Origin of the sequence: Saccharothrix sp. ST-888 (assembly GCF_000955975.1) — a bacterium.
Classification (GTDB): Bacteria; Actinomycetota; Actinomycetes; order Streptomycetales; family Streptomycetaceae; genus Kitasatospora.
Genome location: NZ_JYJF01000163.1, coordinates 1 through 9563, shown reverse-complemented (window position 1 = coordinate 9563; position 9563 = coordinate 1). Strand labels below are relative to the sequence as shown.

The 9563-nt window shown below is 70.8% G+C and carries 12 protein-coding genes and 2 tRNA genes; 4 read left to right on the top strand and 10 right to left on the bottom strand.

Annotation, left to right across the window (positions count from 1 at the left end; genetic code table 11):
- Window positions 1-136: 136 nt before the first annotated feature.
- Window positions 137-1138: an NAD(P)H-dependent glycerol-3-phosphate dehydrogenase gene (locus UK12_RS30690; protein WP_045306476.1), complete on the bottom strand. Its 1002-nt coding sequence runs from the start codon at window positions 1136-1138 to the stop codon at window positions 137-139.
- Window positions 1135-1995, bottom strand: coding sequence for a lysophospholipid acyltransferase family protein (locus UK12_RS30685; protein WP_082120084.1), 861 nt, complete (start codon window positions 1993-1995; stop codon window positions 1135-1137). Before UK12_RS30685 ends, UK12_RS30690 begins: the two co-directional genes overlap by 4 nt.
- A 207-nt stretch (window positions 1996-2202) precedes the next feature.
- Between UK12_RS30685 and cofC the strand changes: the two genes are divergently transcribed.
- Window positions 2203-2916: a 2-phospho-L-lactate guanylyltransferase gene (gene cofC, locus UK12_RS30680; protein WP_045306475.1), complete on the top strand. Its 714-nt coding sequence runs from the start codon at window positions 2203-2205 to the stop codon at window positions 2914-2916.
- A 159-nt stretch (window positions 2917-3075) separates the two neighbouring features.
- Window positions 3076-3303, top strand: coding sequence for a hypothetical protein (locus tag UK12_RS30675; protein WP_045306474.1), 228 nt, complete (start codon window positions 3076-3078; stop codon window positions 3301-3303).
- Here UK12_RS30675 and UK12_RS30670 read toward each other — a convergent pair.
- Window positions 3300-3587: a hypothetical protein gene (locus tag UK12_RS30670; RefSeq protein WP_045306473.1), complete on the bottom strand. Its 288-nt coding sequence runs from the start codon at window positions 3585-3587 to the stop codon at window positions 3300-3302. The genes UK12_RS30675 and UK12_RS30670 overlap by 4 nt on opposite strands.
- Complete coding sequence (locus tag UK12_RS30665) at window positions 3584-3829, bottom strand: hypothetical protein (RefSeq protein WP_156179032.1); 246 nt, start codon at window positions 3827-3829, stop codon at window positions 3584-3586. The genes UK12_RS30670 and UK12_RS30665 overlap by 4 nt, the downstream gene beginning before the upstream one ends.
- Window positions 3830-3965: 136 nt before the next feature.
- Between UK12_RS30665 and UK12_RS30660 the strand changes: the two genes are divergently transcribed.
- Window positions 3966-4727: a GntR family transcriptional regulator gene (locus UK12_RS30660; protein WP_045306472.1), complete on the top strand. Its 762-nt coding sequence runs from the start codon at window positions 3966-3968 to the stop codon at window positions 4725-4727.
- Window positions 4728-4863: 136 nt separating this feature from the next.
- Here UK12_RS30660 and UK12_RS30655 read toward each other — a convergent pair whose 3' ends face one another.
- The 4 genes from UK12_RS30655 to leuC form a co-directional block, all read right to left on the bottom strand.
- The gene (locus UK12_RS30655; protein ID WP_045306471.1) at window positions 4864-5568 is read right to left on the bottom strand and encodes an HU family DNA-binding protein; all 705 of its coding nucleotides are present in this window, start codon (window positions 5566-5568) and stop codon (window positions 4864-4866) included.
- A gap of 133 nt (window positions 5569-5701) precedes the next feature.
- Complete coding sequence (locus UK12_RS41785; protein ID WP_197085300.1) at window positions 5702-6049, bottom strand: hypothetical protein; 348 nt, start codon at window positions 6047-6049, stop codon at window positions 5702-5704.
- 168 nt (window positions 6050-6217) lie between these two features.
- Window positions 6218-6814 carry a 3-isopropylmalate dehydratase small subunit gene (gene leuD, locus UK12_RS30645; RefSeq protein WP_045306470.1) on the bottom strand — a complete coding sequence of 199 codons (597 nt, stop codon included), beginning with the start codon at window positions 6812-6814 and terminating at the stop codon, window positions 6218-6220.
- A gap of 2 nt (window positions 6815-6816) precedes the next feature.
- On the bottom strand, window positions 6817-8250 hold the full coding sequence (gene leuC, locus UK12_RS30640; RefSeq protein ID WP_045306469.1) for a 3-isopropylmalate dehydratase large subunit: 1434 nt from the start codon (window positions 8248-8250) through the stop codon (window positions 6817-6819).
- A gap of 233 nt (window positions 8251-8483) precedes the next feature.
- On the opposite strand from leuC, the gene ndgR reads away from it, so the two are divergent.
- Entirely contained in the window at window positions 8484-9197 is a 714-nt protein-coding gene (gene ndgR, locus UK12_RS30635; RefSeq protein ID WP_030275730.1) for an IclR family transcriptional regulator NdgR, read from the top strand.
- A 143-nt stretch (window positions 9198-9340) separates the two neighbouring features.
- Here the strand turns inward: ndgR and UK12_RS30630 are convergent.
- Window positions 9341-9415, bottom strand: a tRNA-Gln gene (locus tag UK12_RS30630).
- A gap of 47 nt (window positions 9416-9462) precedes the next feature.
- A tRNA-Glu gene (locus tag UK12_RS30625) sits at window positions 9463-9538 on the bottom strand.
- Window positions 9539-9563 lie beyond the last annotated feature (25 nt).

The window sequence follows — 9563 nt, the reverse complement described above, 5'->3', positions numbered from 1 at the left end:
CGACGTGGGGGTACCTCCCGGCCGAAGGCTGGGGGCGAAGTAGCAGCGGAGCTGCGGCGACTGAGGAGAAGCCGTCCAGGCGACAGCCATCGGCACGCGCCGCCGCCCCCCATGTGCCGGCCGGTCTAGGACCGGCCTAGCGGCGTTCGGGCTTCGCCGAGCGCGCCATCAGTTTGGCGAGTACCTCCTGGGTGGGCCGTCCGTGGTGCACCACGTCCACCACGGCCTCGACGATCGGCATCTCGACACCGTTGCGGCGGGCCAGATCGAGCACCGACTCGCAGGACTTGACGCCCTCGGCGGTCTGCCGGGTGGCCGCGATGGTCTCCTCCAGCGTCATGCCGCGCCCGAGGTTGGTGCCGAAGGTGTGGTTGCGGGAGAGCGGCGAGGAGCAGGTGGCGATCAGGTCGCCCATCCCGGCCAGGCCCGCGAAGGTGAGCGGGTCGGCGCCGAGGGCGAGGCCGAGCCGGGTGGTCTCGGCCAGTCCGCGGGTCATCAGGGTGGCCTTGCTGTTGTCGCCCAGGCCCATCCCGTCGGCCATGCCGACCGCCAGCGCGATCACGTTCTTGACCGCGCCGCCCAGTTCGCAGCCGACCACGTCGGTGTTGGTGTAGGCGCGGAAGTACGGGGTGTGGCAGGCCGCCTGGAGCCGCTTGGCGACCACCTCGTCGGTGCAGGCGACCACACACGCGGCCGGCTGCCGGTTGGCGATCTCCTTGGCCAGGTTGGGTCCGCTGACCACCGCGACCCGCTCCGGGCCGACCCCGGCGACCTCCTGGACAACCTCGCTCATCCGCTTGGCGGTGCCGAGTTCGATGCCTTTCATCAGACTGACCAGCACCGTCCGGGGACCGATCAACGGGGCCCAGGCGGCGAGGTTCTGACGGAGCGTCTGGGACGGCACCGCGAGGACCGCGAACTCCGCACCGGCCAGCGCCTCGGCGGCGTCGGTGGTGGCGTGGATGCTGTCCGGCAGCCGCACCCCCGGCAGGTAGTCGGGGTTGACGTGGGTCCGCTCGATGGTGTCCACCAGCTCCTGGCGGCGGCCCCAGAGGGTCACCTCGCAGCCGGCGTCGGCCAGGATCATCGCGAACGGGGTACCCCAGGAACCGGTCCCGAAGACGGCGCAGCGGGTCACTTGGAACTCTCCTCGGGGGTGGGGCCTTCGTCGTTCTCTCCGGCGGTTCGACCGCTGCCGGCCCGGTTGCCGCCGGCCCGCTCGCGCTTGGCGGCGGCGACCGCGGCGCGCTCACTGGCGGCCTTGCGCATGTCGTAGCGCTCGGCCGGGGCCTGCTCGCCGCGGATGTCGGCGAGGACGGCGGTGATCGCCGCCATGATGTCGTCGGTGGCGTCGCGGAGCACCTTGGCGGTCAGCTCCTGGCCCTGGTACCTGCTCAGGTCCACCGGCGGACCCGCCGCGACGACCACCCTGTGCCGGGGGAAGAGGTTGAACTTGCCCTTGCCGCCCCGGCCGTACGGCGGGATGATCTCGTGCGCACCCCAGTGCGCCACCGGGATGACCGGGGCGCCGGTCATCAGCGCGACCCGGGCCGCACCGCTCTTGCCGGTCATCGGCCACAGGTCGGGGTCGCGGGTGAGGGTGCCCTCGGGGTAGAACTGCACGCACTGGCCGCCGTTGATGGCGTCGATCGCCGCCCGGAACGCCTCGGCGGCGTCGGTGGAGTCCCGGAACACCGGGATCTGACCGGTCTTGCGCAGCATGAAGCCGATGAACGGCACCGAGAAGAGCGAGGACTTGCCCAGTATCCGGGGCGGGCGGCCGCTGTTGTACTGCCAGTGCGCGTACACCACGGGGTCGATGATCGAGTTGTGGTTCACCGCCGCGATGAAACCGCCCTCCTTGGGCAGGTGCTCCCAGCCGCGCCAGTCGGGCTTCACCAGGGCGGTGGTCACCGGCTTCACGAGCACAGCCGCGAAGCGGTACCAGATCCCGTAGTCGGCATTGCCGAATCTGGCGTACGAGCGGCGGGACACCCCAGCTCCTCCTCATCAAGTGCGGCACGCGGGGTGCCGCAGATCGTTCCTGACGCCCAGGCCCCCGGGCGCGGATCAGTCTCGCCCGTCGCCTCACCGGCTGTCGAGGAGCCTTCCCCCACGGCCCGGGGCAAGTGACCAATCGCACGTCAACCCGCGCGGCACCCGCCTGGCCAGGGCTTTGGCACCGACGCCACAATGACGCCGATGACCCAGGACACGGTACGCCCCGTCGAGCCGGTTCCGCCCGCTGCCCGCCCCGGCTGGTCGCTGGTGCTGCCGGTGAAACCGCTCGCGCTGGCCAAGAGCCGCCTCGGTGCCTTCGCGGGCGAACTGCGGCCGGCGCTCGCGCTCGCCTTCGCACTGGACACCGTGACGGCCGCGCTGGCCTGCCCGGACGTGGCGCGGGTCCTGGTGGTCACCCAGGACCGGCTGGCCGGGCCCGAGTTGGCGGACCTGGGCGCCCTGGTCCTGGACGACGAACCCGGCGGCGGCCTCAACCCGGCGCTCGCACACGGGGCAGCGCACGCCCGGCGGATCGCGCCGCACTCCCCCGTCGCCGCGCTCTCCGCCGACCTCCCGGCCCTGCGGCCCGTCGAGCTCTCCCGGGTGCTGGCCCAGGTGCCGCCCACCGGACGGGCCTTCCTCGCCGACGCACCCGGGATCGGCACCACCCTGCTGGCCTGCGCGCCGGGCACCGGACTGCGCCCGGCGTTCGGCGGCCCCAGCCGGGACCGGCACGCGGCGGGCGGCGCGTACGAGATCACTCTGCCCGACGTCCCCTCCGTCCGCCGCGACGTGGACACCGGTGCCGACCTCGCCGCCGCCCGCGCCCTCGGCCTCGGCCCCCGCACCGCCGCCGCGGCCGCACCCCTGTTCCCCCGGCCCGGTGCGCGGAATCCTTACGCCGCACGGCTCTAAGACCTACCGGCACCCGCAACCCCCGAACGGTCGTGGGAACTCCGCCCACCGGTGCGGGAACCCGCGCGACCGACCCGGCGGCGGTACGCCAACTCGCCTGTGTGCGCGCAGGACCGGCGGGGGCGGGTGCTCCGCCGGGCGCCCCGATATGCTGCGGGTATGCAGGCCACCGCATTCACCTTCGACCCCGACACCCGCGCGGGATCCGTGCTGCTCGACGACGGCACCCCGGTGCCGTTCGACGCGGCGGCCTTCGACGCCGGCGGCCTGCGGCTGCTGCGCCCCGGCCAGCGGGTGCGGATCCGCACCGAGGGCAGCGGCGAGGGCCGCCGCGTGGTGTTCGTGACCCTGCAGACCTTCCCGGACCCGGCCGGGGACCAGGGCTAGCCGCGGGTCTGCGGCACCGGCACCACCCGGACCGCGTGCGAGCGCCCGGCCATGGTGAAGCTGAGCGTCAACTCGCCGTCGCGCGCCAGGAATGCCGCCACCCGCTGCTCCGCACCGGGCCCCAGGAAGTACCGGTACGCCTCGTACTGCGTCCACCCCAGCGGCAGCACCCGGAGCGCCTCCCAGAGGGCGACCAGGGCGTCCGGGAGCCGGCTGAAGGTGGCCGGCGGGGTGATGTCCTCGATGGACACCGTGACGGCCGTCCTGGACTCTCTGCTGTTCACTGCTGCTGCTCCCGCTCCTCGTCGAACTCGGCCCAGACCTTCTCGGCCGCCGCGCTGTACCGGTGTCCGCAGCGGTCCGCATCCGCCAGCACCGCGAGGACGGCCAGTTCCTGTTCCTCCGTGAGCCCGGCGGGGAGGGACACCTCCACCAGGTAGCCGCCAGGGCGCAGCCGGACACGGGCCCGGGCGCCCGCCGCCACGGCGAGCCGATTTGCGAGGTCAAACACCCTGGTGGTTCGCACGCCACGCCTCTCCCCGCGAGCGGCCAATCACGGAACGTGAATCTAAAGCATTAGATTTCACCTGATGCATTAGATTGTCAACACTGAGTCACCCGATCTGCCCCAAGTCACCCGATCTGCGCCACTGGAGAGCCAGATGTCGAGGAGTGATCCCGCGTACCTGCCCATCGCCGACGCCCTGCGGCGCCGCATCAACCAGGGCGAATGGGCACCTGGTGAGCGTCTCCCGTCCCGGGCCAAGCTCGCCGAGGAGTACGGCGCCCACCCCTTCGCACTCCAGCGCGCCCAGGAACTGCTGATCGCCGAGGGACTGCTGGAGGGCCGCAGCGGTTCCGGCACCTTCGTGCGCCTGCCCACCGTCCGCCGCCGGCTGCTCCGCTCCCGCCACCTCACGCTGAACAGCGGTATGCGCTTCTTCGCCGAGCCCGACCAGTTCGGCCGGACGGACGACTTCGAGAGCACCAGCAGGCTCAACGTCCCGGCGCCGCCGGAGATCGCCGCCCGGCTCGGCATCGAGGAGGGCGAGCCGACCGTGCACACCAGTTACGAGTTCCTGGTGGACCGCAAGCCGGGCCAGCTCGCCGAGAGTTGGGAGCCGATGGCGATCACGGCCGCGAGCGGGGTCCAGCTGCCGGAGTTCGCCAGCCACAAGCACCAGGGCGTGGTCAAGCGGATGGCGGCACTCGGGGTCGTGGTGGACTTCGCCGTGGAGAGCGTCCGGGCCGGCCGGGCCGGCGCGGACCAGGCCCTGAAGCTCGGTATCTGCACCGGCGATCTGGTCGTGCTGATCGAGCGGACGTACTTCGACGTCGACGGCCGGGCGGTGGAGACCGCCGATTTCGTCATTCCGGACGCCACCTGGGAGATCAGCTACGAACTCCCGGTCGAGCGCCCGTAACCGACGGCCCGGCCGCCCGGAACCGGGCACAGAAGAGCCGTGGCGGCCCGCTCCGGGATCTCCCCGGTCGCGAACCGCCACGGCTCACGGCCACTGCGGCCGTCCACTGGTACTGCCCGGGAAAACCCGTCGGACCTTACTTGGCGGCCGACTTGCGCGCGGTGGTCTTGCGCGTGGCGGTCTTCTTCGCCGGAGCGGTCTTCTTGACCGCTGCCGCCTTCTTCGCCGCCGTGGCGGTGGCCTTCTTCGCCGCGGTGGTCTTGGTGGCGGTCGCCTTGGTGGCGGTGACCTTCTTCGCCGCAGCGGTCTTGGTGGCGGTCGCCTTGGTGGCGGTGGTCTTCTTGACCGCCGTCGCCTTCTTGGCCGCCGTGGCCGTGGTCTTCTTCGCCGCGGTGGCGGTGGTCTTCTTCGCGGCCGCCTTCTTGGCGGCGGCGGTGGTGCCGGCCGCAGCGGCGCGCTTGGTGGCCGCGCGCTTGGCGGCCGGGGTCGCGGCGACGCCGCTCTTGCCCGGGGTGAGGGAGCCCTTGGGGGCCTTCTTCACCGAGGGGCCTTCCTTCGGCAGCTTCTTGCTGCCGCTGACCAGGTCCTTGAAGCCCTGGCCGGGACGGAAGCGCGGCACCGAGGTCTTCTTGACCTTGACCTTCTCGCCGGTCTGCGGGTTACGGGCGAAGCGCGCGGAGCGCTCCACCTTCTCGAAGGTGCCGAAACCGGTGACCGAAACCCGGTCTCCGGCCACCACGGCACGCACCATCGTGTCGAGCACTGCATCGACGGCCTCTGCGGCAGCCTTGCGACCACCCAGCTGCTCGGCCACCGCTTCGACAAGCTGAGCCTTGTTCACGTCTTCCCCTTCGGAAACGGGCGCCGGATGATTCCATCCGTTCTTTTCGCACGTTAGGTATGTATCTGCGGACTTTCAATTACCAAACGCGCGAATCACCCTAGTGTCGCAATGGATTTGCGCGTCGGCGACCTCAGCCGAGCGGCATGCGCCCCTCGTCGAGGTCTTGCACAAAGCGACTCAACCGCCTTGCCGCCTCGGGAAGATCACGCTTGGCGGTCTCCGTGACGATCAACAGTTGACGGGTGAGAGCGGTCTTTGCCTCGGTTGACACGTTCAGCGCATGAACGCGTACATGAGCTTGCTTCAACCGCTCGGCCACAAGCGCGTAGAGCGCCGCGACTTCCGGCTCGTCCGGTTCCTCAGCAGGTGAGGTCTGGTCGTCCTGCCGATCGTCAATTCGACTCTCGGCGACACCATCCGTCCCCTCCGTCGACCCGGGTTCGCCACCCGCGTACGGAGGTTCATGGTGCCAGTGCATGCATCGATTGTGCCATCTGTACAGAGTTGCGCCGTCCGCGCCCCTCTCCGACAAATCCCGGCAAGTATCGCGGGCACGCGTCAGACCCGAACTCGAGGCCGGAACAGCGGATGGCCCGCCCCCCCGATGGGGAGCGGGCCATCCGTCGGACCGTCAGAAAGAAGCGGCTCAGGCAACCGGCAGCGTACGCGGCTTGAAGCTCGGACGCGTGCCTTCGAAGGCCGCGATGTCGGCCGCGTTCTGCAGCGTGATGCTGATGTCGTCCAGGCCGTTGAGAAGCCGCCAGCGGACATTGTCGTCCAGCTCGAACGGGGCGTTGACGCCCTCGGCGCGCACCTCGCGGGCCTGGAGGTCAACGGTGATCTCGGCGGCCGGATCGGCCTCGGTGAGCGCCCAGAGCCGCTCCACCGTCTCCTGCGGCAGGACCACCGTCAGCAGGCCGTTCTTCAGCGAGTTACCGCGGAAGATGTCCGCGAAACGCGAGGAGACGACCGCCGCGAAACCGTAGTTCTGCAGTGCCCAGACCGCGTGCTCGCGCGAGGATCCGGTACCGAACTCGGGACCGGCGACCAGCACCGTGGCGCCCTGCCGCTCGGGCTGGTTGAGGATGAACTCGGAGTCCTTGCGCCAGGCCTCGAACAGGCCGTCCTCGAAACCGGAACGGGTGACCTTCTTCAGCCAGTGCGCCGGGATGATCTGGTCGGTGTCGACATTGCTGCGGCGCAGCGGGACCGCCCGGCCGGTGTGGGTGGTGAACTTCTCCATGGTCAGACCTCCACGCTGGGCTTGGTCGAGACGGGGGCGGCCAGGTCGGCCGGCGCGGCCAGACGGCCCAGGACTGCGGTCGCGGCGGCGACCTGAGGAGACACCAGGTGGGTCCGGCCGCCCTTGCCCTGCCGGCCCTCGAAGTTGCGGTTCGAGGTGGAGGCGCAGCGCTCGCCCGGCGCCAACTGGTCCGGGTTCATGCCCAGGCACATCGAGCAGCCCGCGTGGCGCCACTCGGCTCCGGCGGCGGTGAACACCTTGTCCAGGCCCTCCTCGATGGCCTGCAGGGCGACCCGGACCGAGCCGGGGACGACCAGCATCCGCACTCCCTCGGCGACCTTGCGGCCCTCGACGATCGCGGCGGCGGCCCGCAGGTCCTCGATCCGGCCGTTGGTGCAGGAGCCGACGAAGACGGCGTCCACCGCGACCTCGCGCAGCGGCGTACCGGCCTGAAGGCCCATGTACTTGAGCGCGTTCTCGGCGGCGGTCCGCTCCTGCGGGTCCGCGAAGGAGACCGGGTCCGGCACCCGGGCGCCGAGCGGGGCGCCCTGGCCGGGGTTGGTGCCCCAGGTGACGAACGGGGTCAGCTCGGTGGCGTCGATGAAGACCTCGGCGTCGAAGACCGCGTCCTCGTCGGTGACCAGGGTCTTCCAGTACTCGACGGCGGCGTCCCAGTCCTCGCCCTCGGGGGCGTGCGGACGGCCCTGGAGGTAGTCGAAGGTGGTCTGGTCGGGGGCGATCATGCCCGCGCGGGCGCCGGCCTCGATCGACATGTTGCAGATGGTCATCCGGGCCTCCATGGAGAGGCTGCGGATCGCCGAGCCGCGGTACTCCAGGACGTAGCCCTGACCTCCGCCGGTACCGATCCTGGTGATGATCGCCAGGATCAGGTCCTTGGCGGTGACGCCCTCGGGCAGCTCGCCCTCGACGGTGATCGCCATGGTCCTGAACGGGGCCAGCGGGAGCGTCTGGGTGGCCAGCACGTGCTCGACCTGGCTGGTGCCGATGCCGAACGCCAGGGCCCCGAAGGCGCCGTGGGTGGAGGTGTGAGAGTCGCCACAGACCACCGTGGTGCCGGGCTGGGTCAGGCCCAGCTGCGGGCCGACCACGTGCACCACGCCCTGCTCGACGTCGCCCAGCGAGTGGATCCGCACGCCGAACTCCGCGGCGTTCCGGCGCAGGGTCTCCAACTGGACCCGGGAGACCGGGTCGGCGATCGGCTTGTCGATGTCCAGGGTGGGGGTGTTGTGGTCCTCGGTGGCGATGGTGAGGTCGGTCCGGCGGACCGTCCGGCCGGCCAGCCGGAGGCCGTCGAACGCCTGGGGGCTGGTCACCTCGTGCAGCAGGTGCAGATCGATGTAGAGCAGGTCGGGCTCGCCCTCGGCGCGCCGGACGACGTGGTCGTCCCAGACCTTCTCTGCGAGTGTCCGTCCCATCGCTTTCCCTCCAGCCGGCCGCTCTGCCGGCCTTCTCGTGTCGTCGAGGTCCCGTCCCGTACCCGGCCTGGTGAGGCACCGCAGGCGGACCTGCACGCCGGATCTGTTGTCCAGGATGTGGACACCCCGGTCAGGGTCCATCCTGGGTTTCTCCCGGGCTGCTGATTCAAGAGTGGCGCTTTTCCGGCTGGATTGAACTTGCGTCTCGCCCACTGAGACTGCAGTATCGAGACATGGACAACACTAGCGGCGTCGGCGTTCTCGACAAGGCCGCTCTGGTGCTCAGTGCACTGGAGTCGGGCCCCGCCACGTTGGCGGGGCTGGTCGCCGCCACCGGTCTGGCGCGGCCCACCGCCCACCGACTCGCCGTCGCACTCGAACACCACCGCCTGGTCACCAGGGACATGCAGGGCCGTTTCATCCTCGGCCCCCGACTTGCCGAACTCTCCGCCGCAGCGGGCGAGGACCGGCTGCTCGCCACCGCGGGCCCGGTCCTGACCCACCTGCGCGACGTCACCGGCGAGAGCGCACAGCTCTACCGCCGGCAGGGCGAGATGCGGATCTGCGTCGCCGCCGCCGAGCGGCTCTCCGGCCTGCGGGACACCGTCCCGGTCGGCAGCACCCTGCCGATGAAGGCCGGCTCGGCCGCCCAGGTCCTGCTGGCCTGGGAGGAGCCCGAGCGGCTGCACCGCGGCCTCCAGGGCGCCCGCTTCACCGCCACCGCGCTCAGCGGCGTACGGCGGCGCGGCTGGGCCCAGTCCATCGGGGAGCGGGAGCCCGGCGTGGCCTCCGTCTCCGCGCCCGTACGGGGCCCCTCCAACCGCGTGGTGGCCGCCGTCTCCGTCTCCGGCCCGATCGAGCGACTGACCCGCCACCCGGGCCGGCTGCACGCCCAGGCCATCATCGAGGCCGCCAACCGGCTCACCGAGGCACTGCGGCGCGGCTGAAACGCCATGCCGAAGGGCCGCTCCGGATTTCCGGAGCGGCCCTTCGGCATTGATCCAGGGCCATTGATCCAGGGATATTGCCCCCGGGATATCGGTCCTGAAAAACAGAAAAGCCCCGGAATCACCGGGGCTGAATTACTTACTGGCTGGGGTACCAGGACTCGAACCTAGACTAAATGAACCAGAATCACTCGTGCTGCCAATTACACCATACCCCAACAAAGCGCTCGGCCGATGGGAATCCTACCCACCGGCCTTGCCGCTCTGGTACCCCCGACCGGATTCGAACCGGCGCTACTGCCGTGAGAGGGCAGCGTGCTAGGCCGCTACACAACGGGGGCTTTCTTGGCGATCCCTTGCGGGACC

What these genes read in the sequence shown, in the direction of transcription:
- cofC (WP_045306475.1), top strand. Translation starts at nt 2,203, where the DNA reads ATGACCCAGGACACGGTACGCCCCGTCGAGCCGGTTCCGCCCGCTGCC.
- UK12_RS30675 (WP_045306474.1), top strand. Translation starts at nt 3,076, where the DNA reads ATGCAGGCCACCGCATTCACCTTCGACCCCGACACCCGCGCGGGATCC.
- UK12_RS30660 (WP_045306472.1), top strand. Translation starts at nt 3,966, where the DNA reads ATGTCGAGGAGTGATCCCGCGTACCTGCCCATCGCCGACGCCCTGCGG.
- UK12_RS41785 (WP_197085300.1), bottom strand. Translation starts at nt 6,049, where the DNA reads ATGCACTGGCACCATGAACCTCCGTACGCGGGTGGCGAACCCGGGTCG.
- leuD (WP_045306470.1), bottom strand. Translation starts at nt 6,814, where the DNA reads ATGGAGAAGTTCACCACCCACACCGGCCGGGCGGTCCCGCTGCGCCGC.
- leuC (WP_045306469.1), bottom strand. Translation starts at nt 8,250, where the DNA reads ATGGGACGGACACTCGCAGAGAAGGTCTGGGACGACCACGTCGTCCGG.
- ndgR (WP_030275730.1), top strand. Translation starts at nt 8,484, where the DNA reads ATGGACAACACTAGCGGCGTCGGCGTTCTCGACAAGGCCGCTCTGGTG.